Annotated in this window: 11 protein-coding genes; 5 read left to right on the forward strand and 6 right to left on the reverse strand. The window is 63.6% G+C overall.

The features are described from left to right. Positions 1–16: 16 nt before the first annotated feature. Together AC6I9R_RS04710 and AC6I9R_RS04715 are read left to right on the forward strand one after the other, a co-directional pair. Entirely contained in the window at positions 17–556 is a 540-nt protein-coding gene (locus AC6I9R_RS04710; protein WP_461427669.1) for a TRAP transporter small permease, read from the forward strand. Between the two features lies 1 nt (position 557). After that, positions 558–1,838, forward strand: a complete 1,281-nt coding sequence (locus AC6I9R_RS04715) for a TRAP transporter large permease (protein WP_461427670.1) — start codon at positions 558–560, stop codon at positions 1,836–1,838. Here the strand turns inward: AC6I9R_RS04715 and AC6I9R_RS04720 are convergent. The 3 genes from AC6I9R_RS04720 to uxaC are packed head-to-tail and all read right to left on the reverse strand — an operon-like array spanning position 1,835 to position 6,188. Beyond that, on the reverse strand, positions 1,835–3,367 hold the full coding sequence (locus AC6I9R_RS04720) for a UxaA family hydrolase (RefSeq protein ID WP_497863065.1): 1,533 nt from the start codon (positions 3,365–3,367) through the stop codon (positions 1,835–1,837). The genes AC6I9R_RS04715 and AC6I9R_RS04720 overlap by 4 nt on opposite strands. After that, entirely contained in the window at positions 3,367–4,785 is a 1,419-nt protein-coding gene (locus tag AC6I9R_RS04725; RefSeq protein ID WP_461427672.1) for a mannitol dehydrogenase family protein, read from the reverse strand. Before AC6I9R_RS04725 ends, AC6I9R_RS04720 begins: the two co-directional genes overlap by 1 nt. After that, a complete protein-coding gene (uxaC, locus tag AC6I9R_RS04730; protein ID WP_461427673.1) occupies positions 4,782–6,188 on the reverse strand; it encodes a glucuronate isomerase in 1,407 nt (468 codons plus the stop codon). The genes AC6I9R_RS04725 and uxaC overlap by 4 nt, the downstream gene beginning before the upstream one ends. Before the next feature lie 196 nt (positions 6,189–6,384). Here uxaC and AC6I9R_RS04735 point away from each other — a divergent pair, with 196 nt between their 5' ends. Then, on the forward strand, positions 6,385–8,319 hold the full coding sequence (locus AC6I9R_RS04735; RefSeq protein ID WP_461427674.1) for an acyl CoA:acetate/3-ketoacid CoA transferase: 1,935 nt from the start codon (positions 6,385–6,387) through the stop codon (positions 8,317–8,319). A 66-nt stretch (positions 8,320–8,385) separates the two neighbouring features. On the opposite strand, the gene AC6I9R_RS04740 is transcribed toward AC6I9R_RS04735, so the two are convergent. Further along, on the reverse strand, positions 8,386–9,264 hold the full coding sequence (locus AC6I9R_RS04740; RefSeq protein WP_461427675.1) for a LysR family transcriptional regulator: 879 nt from the start codon (positions 9,262–9,264) through the stop codon (positions 8,386–8,388). A 109-nt stretch (positions 9,265–9,373) separates the two neighbouring features. Between AC6I9R_RS04740 and AC6I9R_RS04745 the strand changes: the two genes are divergently transcribed. Further along, positions 9,374–10,930 (forward strand): proton-conducting transporter transmembrane domain-containing protein, encoded by a 1,557-nt coding sequence (locus AC6I9R_RS04745; RefSeq protein WP_461427676.1) that lies wholly within the window; start codon positions 9,374–9,376, stop codon positions 10,928–10,930. Between the two features lie 24 nt (positions 10,931–10,954). Then, on the forward strand, positions 10,955–13,360 hold the full coding sequence (locus AC6I9R_RS04750; RefSeq protein WP_461427677.1) for a YbcC family protein: 2,406 nt from the start codon (positions 10,955–10,957) through the stop codon (positions 13,358–13,360). Between the two features lie 55 nt (positions 13,361–13,415). On the opposite strand, the gene AC6I9R_RS04755 is transcribed toward AC6I9R_RS04750, so the two are convergent. Further along, a complete protein-coding gene (locus AC6I9R_RS04755; protein ID WP_461427678.1) occupies positions 13,416–14,234 on the reverse strand; it encodes a universal stress protein in 819 nt (272 codons plus the stop codon). 352 nt (positions 14,235–14,586) lie between these two features. Further along, entirely contained in the window at positions 14,587–16,215 is a 1,629-nt protein-coding gene (locus AC6I9R_RS04760) for a hypothetical protein (RefSeq protein ID WP_461427679.1), read from the reverse strand. Positions 16,216–16,257 lie beyond the last annotated feature (42 nt).

Raw genomic sequence — 16,257 nt, forward strand, 5'->3', positions numbered from 1 at the left:
CAATCGCAGGACCACCATGAGCGATCAGTTACCCCCAAGCGGTTGGGTTGAAACCATGCTCGACTGGGTCGGCAAGATCTGTTCGCTCATCGCGTCCCTTGCCGTTGTCGTTCTCGTCATCACCTTCGGCTGGCTGGTCTTTGGCCGCTATATCCTGAACGAGACCCCCACCTGGGTCGAACAACTGGCGCTTCTGCTGATCTGCTACATCGTGTTTCTGGGCGCGGTTTCGGGCATGAAGGACGAGACTCATCTGGGCGTCACCCTGTTTCGCGACATGCTGCCCACGGGATTGCAAAAGATCATCATCATTTTCATCGACGTCCTGCTGGCCGCCTTCGGCTTTGTGATGCTCCTTGCGGGTATCGAGCTGGTGCAATTTGGCTGGGACAGCCTGCTGCCGATGCTCGATATTCCCGAAAGCTTTCGCACCCTCGCCATCACCCTATGCGGCGCGCTGATCTTCGGGATCTGCGCCATCCGCGCGGTCCTGCGCACAATCTCATTCTCGCGGTGGCAGCCGATGCCTGACACCCCCGATATCACGGAGACCTGAGATGGGCCTCATCATCCTCATGTGTGTCTTCTTTCTGCTGGTGGTCATGGGCATGCCGGTGGCCTTCGCCATGGGCATTGCCGCCGCTTCTGCCTTCTGGTTCGAAGGCTTCCCGATGCTGATCACCTTTCAACGGGCCACAGCAGGCGTCTCCGTCTTTTCGCTCCTGGCGATCCCGTTCTTCATTCTGGCAGGCGAGGTGATGTTGAGGGGCGGCATCGCCGTGCGGCTGGTCAAACTCGCCTCTGCCCTGGTGGGCCACCTGAAGGGTGGTTTGGCCATGGTGAACATCTTTTCCTCGATGCTCTTTGGCGGCATCTCGGGCTCTGCCGTGGCCGACATCTCGGCCCTCGGCTCGCTTCTGGTGCCGGTGATGAAGGAACGCGGCTACCGCCCTGATTTTGCGGTCAATGTCACCGTCACCTCTTCCATCGCGGGCATCGTGATCCCGCCAAGCCACAACATGATCATTTATGCGGTCGCCGCGGGTGGCGGCATCTCTGTCTCGGGCCTGTTCCTCGCGGGCGTGATCCCCGGCATTCTGATGTGCATCAGCTTGGCCGTGGCGGCCTACGTGCTGTCGATCAAACACAATTACCCGTCCGAGCCGTTCCCCGGCTGGGGCGAGGTTGGGCGCACGGCGGCCTCTGCGATCCCGGGGTTCTTCACCGCCGTCATCATCGTCGGCGGCACGCTATCGGGCGTCTTCACGGTGACCGAGTCCGGGGCGTTCGGGGCGATCTATGCGCTTTTGTTGACCACGATCTTCTACCGCAGCCTCAGCTGGCAGGCGTTCCTGCAAGCGATCTCGGGGACCGTGCGGACGACGTCCATGGTGATGATCCTGATCGCGTTCGCCAGCTCCTTCGCCTATCTGCTGGCGCTCTACCGCGTGCCGGAAACGCTCTCGAACGGGTTGGTCACGATTTCCGACAACCCGATCATCATCCTTTTGATGATCAACGTCATCCTGTTGATCCTGGGCATGATCATGGACATGGCCGCACTGATCTTGATCTGCACGCCGATCTTCCTGCCCATCGCACAAGGGCTTGGCATGGACCCGACGCAGTTCGGGATCATGATGTTGATGAACCTCGGCCTGGGCCTCTGCACGCCACCGGTGGGGACATGCCTGTTCGTCGGATGTGCGGTCGGCAAGATCAAGATCGAGCAGGCGTTGAAGTCGATCTGGCCGTTCTATCTGGCGATTCTTGGCGCCTTGATCCTTGTGACCTACGTGCCTGCCGTTTCGCTGTGGCTGCCGTCGGTGATGCGCTAAGCCGTTACATCACCGCGCCGATTTGCCAGGGGACAAATTCGTTGTCCCCAAGGCCCAGGCCCTCGCTTTTCGTGGCCTGGCCCGAGGCTGTTGCGATGATCAGTTCCAGGATCTCGGCCCCTTTGCCTGCCAGCGGAACGCCCGCGCTGATCACATCCCCGCAGTTCAGGTCCATGTCTTCCGGCATCGCCGCAAAAAGGCGGTCGTTCGTCGCCAGTTTCAAGGTCGGCGCGGGCTTTGACCCGAAGGCCGAGCCGCCGTCCGGTGGTGAATACGACAACCTGCGCCCCGCCCGCGATCTGCCCGGTGACGGAGACGGGATCATAGCCGGGCGTGTCCATGAAGATCAGCCCCGGCGCGTTGGGAATGGCGCCGTAATCCACCACCTCATTAAGCGGGGTCGCGCCACCCTTGGCGACGGCGCCCAATGATTTCTCCAGGATCGTCGTCAGCCCACCGGCCTTGTTGCCAGGCGTCGGGTTGTTGTCCATCGAGCCGCCGTTCATCGCGGTATATTCCTCCCACCAGCGCAAGCGGGCGGTCAATGCGGCCCCGACCTCGGCGCTCGCGGCGCGTTGCAGCAGCAATCGTTCCGCCCCGTAGATCTCGGGCGTTTCAGACAGGATCACCCGCCCGCCGTGGCCCACCAGCAGGTCGCTTGCCACGCCCAAGGCGGGGTTCGCCGTGATCCCCGACAGCCCGTCCGAGCCGCCGCATTGCAGCGCTACGCCCAGCTTTGACAGGGGTTGAGCACTGCGCCTGGCCGCGTCGATCTCTGGCAGCAGGGCCTCTACTTTCGCGACGATCTGCGCAATTGTCGCCCGCGTCCCGCCGCTGTCCTGAATGGTCAGGCCGTGGAACCGCTCCTGCCCATCCGCGCTGAACATCTGCTTCATGCGCGCGATCTGCATGACCTCGCAGCCCAGACCCACAAAGATCGCCGTGCCGACGTTGGGGTGGGTGGCGTGGCCCCAAAGGACCCTCTGCAAATTCTCCCACCCCGGTCCGCTCGCGGCCATGCCGCAGCCGGTGCCATGGGCGAAGGCAACGATCCCGTCCACGTTGGGATAGGCGTCCAACATGCCTGACCGTGTAACTTGATCCGCCGCCTGCCGGATGACGCTGGCCGAACAGTTCACCGTCGCGAGCAGCGCCACCATATTGCGCGTGCCGACCTGTCCGTCAGCGCGCAGGTAGCCCGCGAAAGTGCGTGGTTGCACGTCAGGTATGGCGGCCTTTGCGGCGCTTAGTTGATCGCCGATCTTCCCCGCATTGCCATGGACGCCGAATGCAAGGTTGTGGCTATGGACATGGGCGCCCGCCGGAATGTCTTCGGACGCGAAGCCGATCATCTGGCCGAACTTGGTGACCACGGATCCCTTGGTGATGGCATGACGGGCGATCTTGTGACCGGACGGAACGGAGGCATCTAAGGGATCGCCAATCCCAAGGGGCGTGTCCCCCGCCTGTGCCTGCGCGGTCAGGATCGCGACGTCATCATCCTCGTGCAGAACCAGCGGGCGACCCATCACGCGTGCCCCTTCACAAACGCCCGCACCGTCGCCTGCGCACCGTGTTGTTCAAGCGCTGAAAAGGCCGTCGCCACGGCGGCCCGGAAATCAGCGTTCTCTGCAAGGTCCACCGGGAAGATCTCGGGAATGGCCAGCAGATCGGCGACGGTCTTCGCCGCCTTAAGCCGCTCGGCCATCGGATCGCGCACGTCAATGGGCGCACCACTTTCATCCACGCCACCAACGTACCGCATCCATCCCGCCACCGCGAGGCAGAGCCCCCGCGGCACCCGCCCAAGCGCCAGGTTATCCGCAATCGTTCCCAAAAGCCGTTGCGGCAGCTTCTGGCTGCCATCCATCGCGATCTGCCAGGTCCGATGTCGGATCGCAGGGTCGCGATAGCGCTGCATCAGCATCGCGCAATACGCCTGCAAATCTTCGCCCTCCGGTTGCGGCACGGTGGGCGTGATCTCATCACGCCAAAGCACCTGGCACAGGCGGGCGAAATCCGGGTTGGCGACGGTGTCGGCGATGGTCTCATATCCCGCCAGATAGCCCAGGTATGCCAGTGTCGAATGGGTGCCGTTCAGACACCGCAGTTTCATCAACTCATGCGTCTCGACGTTTTGCACAAGCTGCGCACCCGCAGCTTCCCACGCAGGGCGGCCGTTGGTAAAATCATCTTCGATCACCCATTGCCGGAAGCGTTCGTGGAAGACGGCGGCGGGATCTTGGTAGCCGGTGACCTCGGCCAGTGCTGCAAGATCCGCCTCGGTCGTGGCCGGGGTGATCCGGTCCACCATTGTGGAGGGGAAGGCGACATTCGCCGCGATCCATTCCGCGATGTCGGGTGAAATGCGGCGCGCGAAATCAAGGGTCACGGCCCTGGTGATTTTGCCGTTCGACGGCAGGTTGTCACACGACAGCACGGTGAAAGGCGGCGTGCCGGATTGGCGTCGGAGCTCTAGCCCGGCGACGATGAAACCAATGGCGGAGGCGGGGAAATTCGGATCGGCAAGATCATGGGCAACGTCAGGATGGCTGATATCGAGGCCGCCGGTTGCCGGGTCAAACCCATATCCCTTTTCGGTGATCGTGAGCGAGACGATACGGATCGCGGGATCGGCCAGAAGGTCGACGATCGCCGCAGGATCCTCTGGCGCAACAAGCACGTCCGAAACGGCCGAAATGACCTGTGGCTCCATCCCGTCCGGCGTCAGCGTAACGGACGTGTACGCCACGCCCTGTGGCCCCAGTTGATCGCGCGCCGTGGGGCTTTTGAGCGAGACCGCAACGATCCCCCAATCGCCTCCCGACGCTCGGATCGCTTCATCGGTGTAAGGCGCCAGATGTGCCCGAAAGAAGGCGCCGGGGCCGAAATGGACGATGCCGGGGGCGGGCGCGGGGCTCTGGCGGGTCAGGCGCGGCAGGTTCACAGGCGATACGCGTCTTTGACGAGGCGGTAGGTCAGATCGTGGGCCACCTCAAAAGCTTCAGTTTCTCGCAGCCGCCCCGTGCCCACCAGCTCGGCCAGATAAGCGCAGTCGGTGCGCCGAGCCACGTCGTGGCGCGCGGGGATCGAGCAAAACGCGCGCGTGTCGTCGTTGAAGCCCACGGTGTTGTAGAACCCGCAGGTCTCAGTCGTCGTTTCGCGGAAGCGTTTGATGCCCTCATAGCTATCGAAAAACCACCACGGCGGGCCGAGGCGCAGGGCCGGGTAGGCACCCGCCAGCGGTGCCAGCTCGCGGCCATAAGATGTTTCATCGAGCGTAAAAAGAATGATCGTCAGGTCAGGCTCCATCCCCACCGCGTCCAGAAGCGGTTTCAACGCGCCCACATAATCCGTGCGCCCCGGGATATCGAACCCCTTGTCGCGTCCATGAAGGGCGAAGACCGGCGCGGAATGATTGCGCCGCGAGCCAGGGTGGATCTGCATCGTCAGCCCGTCGTCCAGGCTCATCCGCGCCATCTCGGTCAGCATCTGGCCCCGGAACGCGTCGGCCTCATCGCCCGTGCAGGCCCCGGCCAGGGCCTTCTGAAACAGCGCCTGCGCCTCGCTGCGCGGCAAATCCTCGGTCCGGGCCGTCGGGTGTCCGTGGTCGGTGGCCGTGGCGCCGAAGGTCTTGAAGTAGGCCCGCCGAGCACGGTGGGCCTTGAGGTAGCCGTCCCATGTCGTGGTGTCCTCGCCGGTGACCGCGCCAAGCTGGGCGACGTTGGCGGCGAAACCCTCAAATTCCGGATCAACGACGGCGTCGGGGCGATAGGTTGTCACGATGCGCCCGGACCAGCCGCTGTCGCGGATCATCGCGTGCCAGGCCAGATCGTCCAGCGCGCCCTCCGTGGTGGCCAGCACTTCGATGTTGAAGTGGTCAAACAGCGCCCGGGGGCGGAAGGCGGGCTCGGCCAGTCGCGCCTCGATATGGTCGTAGCAGGCGTCGGCGGTGGTTTCCGTCAAAGGGGTATCCAGCCCGAACACATGTTCGAACGCATGGTCCAGCCACATCGCCGTGGGCGTGCCGCGGAACAGATGCATGTTGCGCGCCAGCAGGCGCCAGATCGCGCGGGGGTCCGCCTCGGACGGCCCGCCATCTGTGCGCGGAATGCCAAGGTCCGTCATCGCGATGCCCTGGCTCACCAGCATCCGGAACACGTAGTGGTCCGGGACCACAAACAATTCCGCCGGGTTGGGAAAGCGCGCGTTTTCCGCGAACCAGCGTGGGTCGCAATGGCCATGGGGGCTGATTATCGGAAGATCCTTGACGCTGTCATAGAGGTCGCGGGCCAGCGCCCTTAAGCTGACATCAACGGGGAACAATCGGTCGGGGTGGGTCAGGGCCATGTCAGGCAGTGCTCCTCCTGTCAGGTCTGCGTCTCAACTGATATGCTAGTCGGCTAATCCGGTCAAAGCGTATCCGCGCACATGCGGTGCTTTGGGTTGCTGTCCGTGCCTGTGCCTAACATGCAGTGCTTCGGCGCCAAACTAGCGTTTTGATTGGGGGCGGAACTGTGCTCCGATGAAAGCGCAGGAGGATGCTATGCCAAACAAGACCGTTTCCCCTCAGGCCGCTGCGGCGCTGCTCAGCGACGCGGATGTCGTCACGACCTCGGGCTTTGTGGGCATCGGGGTGCCGGAAACGCTTCTGAAGGCGGTAAGCGCGCGGTTTCAGGAGACCTCCGCGCCCCGCGACCTGACGCTGTTTTTCGCCGCAGGGCAGGGCGATGGGAAGGACCGTGGCCTAAACCATCTGTCGCATCCGGGGCTATTGAAACGCGTGGTAGGCGGCCACTGGGGGCTGATCCCGAAGGTCGGGCGCCTGGCGACCGACGGCGCGATAGAGGCCTACAATCTGCCCCAGGGCGTGATCAGCCAGATGTTTCGCGACATCGCGGCGGGCAAACCCGGCACGCTTAGCAAAGTGGGCTTGGAGACCTTCGTGGATCCCCGCAAGGGCGGGGGCAAGTTGAACGCGGCGACGGTCGAAGACCTCGTGCGCGTCATGGATATCGATGGTGAAGAGTGCCTGTTTTACCGCGCCCTGCCCATCGACGCGGCGCTGCTGCGCGGGACGACTGCTGACACGGCAGGCAATGTCACGATGGAGAATGAGGCGCTGACCATCGACAATCTGTCCCAGGCCATGGCCGCGAAAAATTCCGGTGGCGTGGTGATCGTGCAGGTCGAGCAGGTGGTTGCGCGCGGCTCACTGAACCCGCGCGATGTGGAGATCCCGGGCGCCTTGGTCGATGCGGTGGTGCTGGCGGAACCGGGCGATCACATGCAGACGTTTGCCACTACCTTCTCTCCGGCGTTCACCGGGCGTTATCGCAAACCGGTTGAAGATGCTGCCGTCATGGCGCTGGACGCGCGCAAGGTGATCGCGCGCCGTGCGGCGTTCGAGTTGCCGGTGAACGGCGTCGTCAATCTGGGTATCGGCATGCCCGAAGGGGTGGCGGCTGTGACCGGTGAGGAAAAACTGCTGGACCACCTGACGCTGACGGCAGAACCCGGCGTGATCGGCGGCCAACCTGCCTCCGGCCTCGATTTCGGCGCGGCGGTGAACACCGACGCGGTGATCGCCCAGAACCAGCAGTTTGATTTCTACGACGGCGGCGGTCTGGACATCGCGATCCTCGGCATGGCGGAGGCGGACGCCCAGGGCTCGGTCAATGTCTCGAAATTCGGGCCGCGCCTGGCGGGGGCAGGGGGCTTCATCAACATCAGCCAGAACGCCCGCAAGGTGGTGTTCACCGGCACCTTCACCTCGGTCGCGCTTGATGTGGCGGTGCGCGACGGTGCCATCGCGATCTTGTCCGAGGGCCGGGTGCGCAAGTTCGTCGATGCGCTTGAGCATATCACCTTCTTTGGCCCCCGCGCGGCGCGGCTGGAGCAGCCAGTGCTGTTCGTGACTGAGCGCTGCGTCTTCCGCCTACGTGCGGATGGCTTGGAGTTGGTAGAGGTGGCGCCGGGTGTCGATATCGACCGCGATATCCTTGCCCAGATGGCGTTCCACCCGATCATCGAAGATGTGGCCCCCATGGACGCGCGCATTTTCAGTGAAGACACGATGGGCCTGGCCATTGATCTGCTGGCACTGGATTTGGATACGCGGATTGCCCTGGACCCGGGCGCGGACCGGCTGTTCATTAACCTCGAGAAACTGCGGATCCGCGACCACGCGGATGTGACCCGTATTGTAGCCCGGGTCGAAGAGGTCTGCGGGCCGTTAGAGGCCAAAGTCGACGCCATCGTGAACTACGACGGCACCATCATCTACCCCGAGATAGAAGAAGACTACGCGGCAGCGGTTCAAGGATTAGAAGACCGATTCTACCGGTCGACCACGCGATACTCTGCGTCTGCCTTCATGCGCATGAAGCTGGGCAAGGTCTTCGCGCGGTCCCAGGGCTCGCATATTTTCGAGACGGAGACCGAGGCCCGCCGATCCCTGGGGCCTGGCGGCGGGCAGTAGGGCTTCTTGGTGGTGGCTTGCGTAGGGTGGATGCAATGGCATGCGTCCAACCCGTCCCCAGATCGGTCAAATCTCACGGCCATCCAGAAGTTCCTTCAGGATCGCATTCGGGAACCGGCGCTTCAGCGTCACCGCGAAGAACGTCTCGCCAATATCTGGCAGTCGATCCGCTTCGATCAGGCGGCCACTGCTCAGCTCATCCTGAACCACGATCGGCGGCAGCACGGCCAGCCCAACGCCTTCGCGCGCCAGAAGGCGCATCATCGCCATATCTTCCACCTCCGCCGCGATCTGGGGCCGGATCCCGAGCCGTTCGGTCAAGGCGTCAAACCCGATGCGGACGGCGGTTTCGGCGGTTGGCAGGATCATCGGTTTCTCGGACAGCAATTCCGTCAGACCCGGTTCCCCAAGCAGAAGATCCGGCGCGCCCACAAGGCTGACGGGCTGCTCGGACAGGCGATGCGAGATGAACTGCGTGACCGAGTCTTGCGCGGGCGCGCGGTTGATCAAGACAACGTCAAGGTTCAGGGCCTCAAGGGACTGCAGCAAATCGGCACTCGTGCCGGAGCGTAGGATAACCTCCACATCGGGGCGGCCCAGGATCGGACGCAAAAACTCCATGTGGAAGTTGCGCGACAGGGTGGCCAGGGCGCCGATGCGGATCGCATTTCGGCTGCGGCCCTGTTCTTGCAGCGTGCCAAGCAACTCGCGGCCCGCCGCAAAGATCGCATCGGCATGGTCAAGCGCGATGCGCCCGGCCTCCGTCAGGATCAATTGCCGCCCGCGCCGCTCGAACAGCGCATGGCCAAGCTGCGCCTCCAACTGTTTGATTTGCACCGAAACGGCGGATTGCGACAGGTTCAGCCGCTCTGCCGTGCGGGTCAGATTGCCGTCATGGGCGACTGCCCAGAAGTAGCGCAGATGGTGGTAATTGAAGTCGGCCATATCGATACATTAAACAGAACGAATTAGATCAAACAATGAATTTTTATGGATGCTTTGGGTCTGCTAGCAACCGCCAACGCCGTTGTTCAGCCTCAAAGGACGCCTCGCCATGTTCATCGCCTTGCTGCCCTACCTCGCCCCCCTTGCCCTGATCGCGGGCGCGATCCTCGCCTTCCGCGGGCCGCAGATGCGACCAACCCAAGAGCTCGCGAAGGTTGAGATCGCGTCGCTCGTGGCCCTGGGGGTCGCGGTCCTTAGCGCCCTGGTGCTGATCCTGACCGGCCCGGCATCCAGCCTGTTGATTGGCGCGGGCGGCTTGGGGCTCTCGGCGCGGTTGGACGCGGTCAGCGCGGTGATGTTGCTGCTGGTCACCTTCGTGGGCTGGGTCGTGGTCCGCTATGCGGCCACGTATATGGACGGCGAGGCGCGGCAAGGTCCGTTCACCGGCTGGCTATGCCTGACCCTTGCCGCCGTCATGCTGTTGGTGATCGCAGGCAACGTCGCGCAACTCGTCCTCGCCTGGATCGGCACAAGCCTCGCCCTGCACAAACTGCTGTTGCACTACCCTGAGCGTGTCGCGGCGCAGCGGGCCGCGCGCAAGAAGTGGATAACGGCGCGCTTGGGCGACGCGGCCCTGTTGGGGGCCGTGGTGCTGATGGTCGCGGCCTATGGCACCGGCGATCTGGCGCAGATCCATGCCTCGGCCCGCTTGAGTGAGGGCAGTAACGCGGGATGGATCGCGGCGCTGCTGGCCATCGCGGCCATCCTGAAATCGGCGCAATTCCCGATGCACGGCTGGCTGACCGAAGTGATGGAGACGCCCACGCCTGTCTCGGCCCTGCTGCACGCAGGCGTCATCAACGCGGGCGGCTTCCTGTTGATCCGGTTCTCGGACGTCATGCTGCTGGCGCCCGGCGTTTTGGCGGTGCTTGTGATGATCGGCGGCTTCACGGCTCTGTTCGGCGGGTTGGTGATGCTGACGCAATCGGCGGTGAAGACCTCCTTGGCGTGGTCGACCGTGGCACAGATGGGTTTCATGATCCTGCAATGCGGCCTGGCGCTGTTCCCGCTGGCGCTCCTGCATATCGTGGCCCATTCGCTCTACAAGGCGCACGCGTTCCTGGCCTCGGGCCAGGCTGTAGACGGAGTGGCGGCGATCCGGCGGCCCGGGCCGGTGGCGATCCCCAACGGGCTCGCCGTGGGCCGCGCCTTTCTGATCGCGCTGGTGATCTACGCCGTCGTGGGCCTTGTTTTCGGCGTCACGGGGAAGTCACCCCAAGCCATTGCGCTCGGTGCGATCCTTATCTTCGGCGTCGCGTACCTCCTCGCGCAGGGCCTCGCCGACGCGGCACCGCGCGTCCTGACCCAACGGACGGCCGCCTATTCCCTTGCCGCCGCCGTCGGATACTTCGCGCTGCAAACCGGGGCCGAGTGGCTGATGTCTGGCACCTTGCCCGCCACGCCCACGCCGGGCCCGCTGGAATGGGCGCTGATCGTGCTGGCGCTGTTCAGCTTCGGCACCGTGGCCATCGCACAGGCGATGTTCCCCCTCTGGGCATACCACCCGGCGGCGGCGGGGCTTCGGGTGCATCTATCCAACGGCCTCTACGCCAATGCCGTCTTCGACAAGCTGCTGCGCGGCTGGTCGACCAAAACCTCTTCCTGAACCCTGCGCATAAGGATTACTGCCATGACTACTTCCTCTGACCTTTCCCTCGCGCAGATCAGGGCGGCAAGCGATGCTGCCGCCCGCGCGATCCCTCCGGTCTGGCCCCTGGCCTCCTCCGTCGCGGTGAACCCGTTCCTGGGACAAACGGGCGAAACACTAGCACAGGTCGGCGCTCGGCTTGGCCGCGTGGGCGGTGTCCCCGTCACCATGCCCAGGGCGCATTACAATGCCCTGATCGAGAGCGGTACGATCACCCACGCCGACATCACCGCGGCTCTTGCCGCTCAAGGCGCAACGGATCTGCCTGACCTGGCAGAGGTCAAACGGCTGGCGGACGCAGACGTTGCGCCGCCAGCGCCACAGCCCACGATTGCCGATCTGGCCGCCAAAGTGTCCGGCATCGATTGGCCCGGCGTCATCGCCGAGCGCTTCGGTATCTGGGCCGGGGGCTACTTCGATCAGGGTCAGGCGCTTTGGGCCGCCCCGCGCCGGCGCGGCGCCTATGACGCCTGGCGTCAAACGGCGACCCATGACCTGACGCCCGAGATCGTCGGGCTCACCGGCTTTGGGCAGTTCGTCAGCGAAACGCCCGATACAGCGGAAGAGGCCATGGCCGAGGCCATCACCGCGCTGGGGCTTGGTGCGGACGCGCTGGACACCTACCTGCACCAGCTTCTCTTCACGCTCGGCGGCTGGGCCCAGGTCGCGCGCTATCATCTGTGGCAGGCGGAACTGGCAGAAGGCTCGGACGCGACAATCACCGATCTGCTGACTATCCGGCTGGTGTGGGAGCAGGCGTTGCTAGGCCTCTATGGCGAACAGATCGCCGAGGATTGGGCCGATGTGAAAGCGGCCCATGCAGCACCCATTGCCGAAGATGCGGACATGGCAACCAACGCCGTCCTGCAGGAGGCGTGGGAGCGCGCGGTGCAGCGCGATCTGGCAGAAACCTTTGCCGCGCCCGCGCCAGACGCCCAGGACAAGCGCCCGGCGCTTCAGGCGGCGTTCTGCATCGACGTGCGCTCGGAAGTGTTCCGCCGCGCGCTGGAGTCCGTGAACCCCGGCATCCAGACGTTGGGCTTTGCGGGCTTCTTCGGCCTGACTGCCTCCCACAAGGGTTTTGCCTCGGACGTGGACGAATTGCGGTTGCCGGTGCTGCTGAACCCCGGGGTCACGTCGACCTCTGCGGGCAGAGACGCAAACGCCGACCAAACCGCCCGCTTCACCGCCCGCGCTAGCCGCGCTTGGGGTCGGTTCAAACTGGCTGCCGTGTCCTCCTTCGCCTTCGTCGAGGCGACCGGGCCGATCTATGCGGGCAAGCTGGTGCGCGACGCGCTTAGCCTCGCCCCCGATGTGGCCCCCGCGGGACCGGCCCCCCGGCTTGACCCGCCCCTGCCGCTTGAAGCGCAGATCGACGCGGCCGAAACCATCCTGCGCGCCATGTCCCTGACCGGGAACTTCGCGCGGTTGGTGGTGCTGGCCGGGCACGGCGCGAACGTGGTCAACAATCCGTTCGCCAGCGGCCTGCACTGTGGGGCCTGCGGCGGCTATGCGGGCGACGTGAACGCGCGGCTTCTGGCGGGTTTGCTGAACTCGGACGATGTTCAACGCGGACTTGCGGAACGGGGGATCGAGATCCCCACCGACACCTACTTCGTGGGTGCCTTGCACGATACGACGACGGACGAGATCACGCTTTTCGCCGCCGACACGCCCTCTACGGCCCACGATGCCGACATCCGTGAGGCCAAGGGCTGGTTCGCCCAGGCCGGGATCGTCACCCGGTCCGAACGTGCGCTGCGGTTGCCCCGGGCAAAAGGCGATGCGGATATCCCGCAACGGAGCAAAGACTGGGCCGAAACCCGGCCCGAGTGGGCGCTTGCGGGCTGCAAGGCCTTCATCGCTGCGCCGCGTCGTCGGACGGCGGGCAAAAGCCTGGGCGGGCGGGCGTTCCTGCACGACTATGACTGGAAGCAGGACAGCAGTTTCGGCGTGCTGGAACTGATCATGACCGCCCCCGTGGTCGTCGCAAGCTGGATCAGCCTGCAGTACTACGGCTCCACCGTCGCGCCCGACGCCTTTGGCGCGGGGAACAAACTGCTCCACAACGTCAGTGGCGGCATCGGCGTGCTGGAGGGCAATGGCGGCACCCTGCGCGCGGGCCTGCCCTGGCAATCCGTCCATGAGGGGGAGGGCTACGCCCATGACCCGCTGCGCCTGTCGGTCTGTATCGAAGCCCCGCGCGAAGCGATGACCGATATCCTCAAGCGCCATGACGGTGTCCGGGCGCTCTTCGACAACCGCTGGCTGCACTTGTTCGCCCTGAATGAGAGCGGCCAGATGGCCTGGCGCTATGTCGGCAACCTGGAGTGGGAGCAATGCGCGCAGGACGCTGAACGCGCGCCGACATTGGCGGCGGCGGGGTGATCTTGGCAAGGGCCGGGGGCACCCTTTAATGGGCACCCTCGGCCGCGTTGCCCGCTTAGTGGGACATAAGCACCGGCACCGTGGCGTCCCGGATCACATCCGTGGTGACCCCTCCAAAAACGTCATGGGAGAACTTCGAATGCTCGTAGGCGCCCATCACGATCAGGTCCGCCCTGATCGTCTCGGTCACGCTTAAAATCGTGCTGCCCACACTGCCGGACCTCGCGTGCTGCGCATGCTCGGCGTTGATGCCATGGCGTTTGAGGTTGGCGATCAAGCGCTCTGTCCCCTCGGGAGCCGTCTTGCCAATGGTCAGGACGGTGACTTTACCCTTCTCCTCCAGCATTTCCATCGCGTCCCCAATCGCCCGCGCGGCGGCGCGTTTTCCATCCCAAGCCACGACAACATGGGTCGACAGGCCGGGGGCGTCGTAGTCTTTCGGAACGATCAGGACTGGACGGCCCGACTGTAGGGCGATCATGTCGGGGCTGGCGGACATGTGTCTCTGGACCGGATCCTGGGTTTGTCGCGCCGTCACCACCAGGTCGAACGTCCGCGCAATGCTGGCAACAGTTGCGCCGTCCTGATCCACCACGTCGAAAAACTCCGACGCGTCCGCGCGACCCTGTTGTTGGACCAGATCCGTAAAGACATCCTTCACGCGCGCGATTTCATGGGCTTCGCTTTGTTGAATGGTTTCCACAAGCTCGCGAGGGGCCTGCCCGCCCAAAAGGCTGAGCACATGGGACCGCCCGTGGCCGACAATTCCGGTCACCCAGGCGTCATGTTCGTTGGCAATCTTCAACGCGTGTTTCAGCGGGCATTGCGAGGAATCCCAACCGGAATAGGCAACGAGGATGTTCTTTACGGTCACGAGGTGTCCCTTTCTTTCTCAATCGTATCAAAGAACGCTGCCGATGTGGACCGGCATCAGTTTGGTTCTTCCTGCGTCCCTTGGGGCGGCCCGCGAGGCGCGTCGCCGACGCAAACAACTCCATCTGTTGTCCTAAAAATAGAGCGATTTGATCAGAACCACCTTGTTCCAGATCAACTCGGGCCACAGGGCATGCTGTTTAGCACAGGCGCCTACGCCGCCTCGGACCCGCCCGACAGGATGACAGCCGATGCGCGTCACAGAAGGTGATGCGTCTGCGCCAGCTCTCTATCACACCAACACGCACCCCCGCATGGCGTGGATCTGATCCGATCCAACGCACAAAGCTTGATCACCAGAATTCGCGCAAGTGATCGAGTTTGAGGCCATTTGGGCGAAACAACAGAGACGCCGGGTACGCTCGGTCGGTCAAAAGCCGTTCTACCGAGAATTCGTCTTCCAGCGCTTGCAGTTTTTTCACCGCCTCCTCAGCCTCGTCCCAACGCTTTTGGTGGGCGAACAAACCGATCATGTATCGTATCGGGGGGCGGAACTGCGGGTTCGACCGGTGGACGGCGAGGAAGGAGTTCAAGGCACGGTCAAGCTCGCCGCGCGCCAGATAGGTCGCTCCCATCTGCAGCTCCCACCAGAACTTGCGGCTGGAACTGTGCGTGATCGTGCGACCATAGGTGGCGTGTTTGACCGATAGGTCCAAATCCCCAACATAAAGTGCCGCCGTGCTTAGCGACCACCTGGCCAGTGCATTGATCGGCTGTAGGCTGACGGCATGTTGGGCAAGCTCTGCAGCCCTGACTGAGTCGTTTTCCAGAAAGTGCGCCGTGTTGGCCGCAACGCTCAGGACGGTCGCGTTGAACGGAGCATCTTCCATCGCTTTCAGGGCGAACTCTTGTGCGGCTTCGGCCAGACCTTCGCGGTCCAGAAGATGGCGCTCGATATACTGGATAGTCCTGATCTGAGACCGCCAAGCCAGATAGGTTGCATCATCGAACTCTTCATAGAGCAATTGCAACGCCTCATCCGCCTCGCGCAAGCCATCGGCCTGCATCGAAAAGATCTTCCCGAGCACGGGCTCAAGCAAAGCACCCTGCGCTGAACGACGCCGAATGGCGTCATTGTGCAGGCACTTTGCAATCCCCTCAGATAGCATTGCGACAGCACGTGCGATACTCGGATCCCGGAACAATTGCAGCGATGCTTGCGCGAAATGCAGTTTTTGTCCCCAAAGCCGCTCCAAGGTGGAGCTGCGGCTGACACTGAGCCGCAAGGAGATCTCGCCTCTCAGAACCGGCGCGACTTGGATCTCGACAATAAGGTCTGAGGCGTCGTTTCGGGCGCTTAATCCGCTGCCTGCTTCGACCGTTTCGACAATAACGTCGGCTGGCAGCGACTCTCTCAACGCGGCTGCGGCCTCATCCGCAAGAGAAGACACCACCCAGTCAGCTTCCGCGCTTTCGCTGCGAAAGGCTAGGATCACAATGCGTTTTCTGGGGGTCGGTCGCCGCATCGGCTGCGACGGACCATCCGCCCCTTTGCCCTGGGCGCGGGCCGACAGGCGCATTTGGAACAGCCACTGGTCAAACTCGCGGTCGCCCACCTCCAACCCGCCAAGGAATTCCCCATTAGCCTCCGTCGGCCCCAAGACCTCTACGGCATCTTGCGCAAGGCCGACGCTTTGGCGGTCGGACAGGATAGCGTCTCGGTAGCGCCCGAAGTCGACGCGCAAATCGTGGACCGCCTTGCGCAGGTTCCCCTGCGCCTGCTCGACTTCACCTGTGGACCACAATTTGTTCTGAAGCCACACTCTGCTGCGCTCGAACGACGTGTTGGTTGCAAGCGCCGCAACCAGGGCTCTGTTCTTGGCCGACCGAGGGGTTATGTCTTCGCCGTCCGACCCCTCGACACGGAAATCTCCCCAGAGATTGACCCGAACCTTCAGATGTTCGGGCAGACGTTCGGGCATATGTTCTGGCAGAGAATCCATTTATTTCGCGTCCAACGACTA

It is taken from the genome of Gymnodinialimonas sp. (assembly GCF_059726805.1).

Excerpts from the sequence above, each read along its gene's own strand:
- AC6I9R_RS04710 (WP_461427669.1), top strand. The coding sequence starts at position 17 with ATGAGCGATCAGTTACCCCCAAGCGGTTGGGTTGAAACCATGCTCGAC.
- AC6I9R_RS04715 (WP_461427670.1), top strand. The coding sequence starts at position 558 with ATGGGCCTCATCATCCTCATGTGTGTCTTCTTTCTGCTGGTGGTCATG.
- AC6I9R_RS04720 (WP_497863065.1), bottom strand. The coding sequence starts at position 3,367 with ATGGGTCGCCCGCTGGTTCTGCACGAGGATGATGACGTCGCGATCCTG.
- uxaC (WP_461427673.1), bottom strand. The coding sequence starts at position 6,188 with ATGGCCCTGACCCACCCCGACCGATTGTTCCCCGTTGATGTCAGCTTA.
- AC6I9R_RS04735 (WP_461427674.1), top strand. The coding sequence starts at position 6,385 with ATGCCAAACAAGACCGTTTCCCCTCAGGCCGCTGCGGCGCTGCTCAGC.
- AC6I9R_RS04740 (WP_461427675.1), bottom strand. The coding sequence starts at position 9,264 with ATGGCCGACTTCAATTACCACCATCTGCGCTACTTCTGGGCAGTCGCC.
- AC6I9R_RS04745 (WP_461427676.1), top strand. The coding sequence starts at position 9,374 with ATGTTCATCGCCTTGCTGCCCTACCTCGCCCCCCTTGCCCTGATCGCG.
- AC6I9R_RS04750 (WP_461427677.1), top strand. The coding sequence starts at position 10,955 with ATGACTACTTCCTCTGACCTTTCCCTCGCGCAGATCAGGGCGGCAAGC.
- AC6I9R_RS04760 (WP_461427679.1), bottom strand. The coding sequence starts at position 16,215 with ATGCCCGAACGTCTGCCCGAACATCTGAAGGTTCGGGTCAATCTCTGG.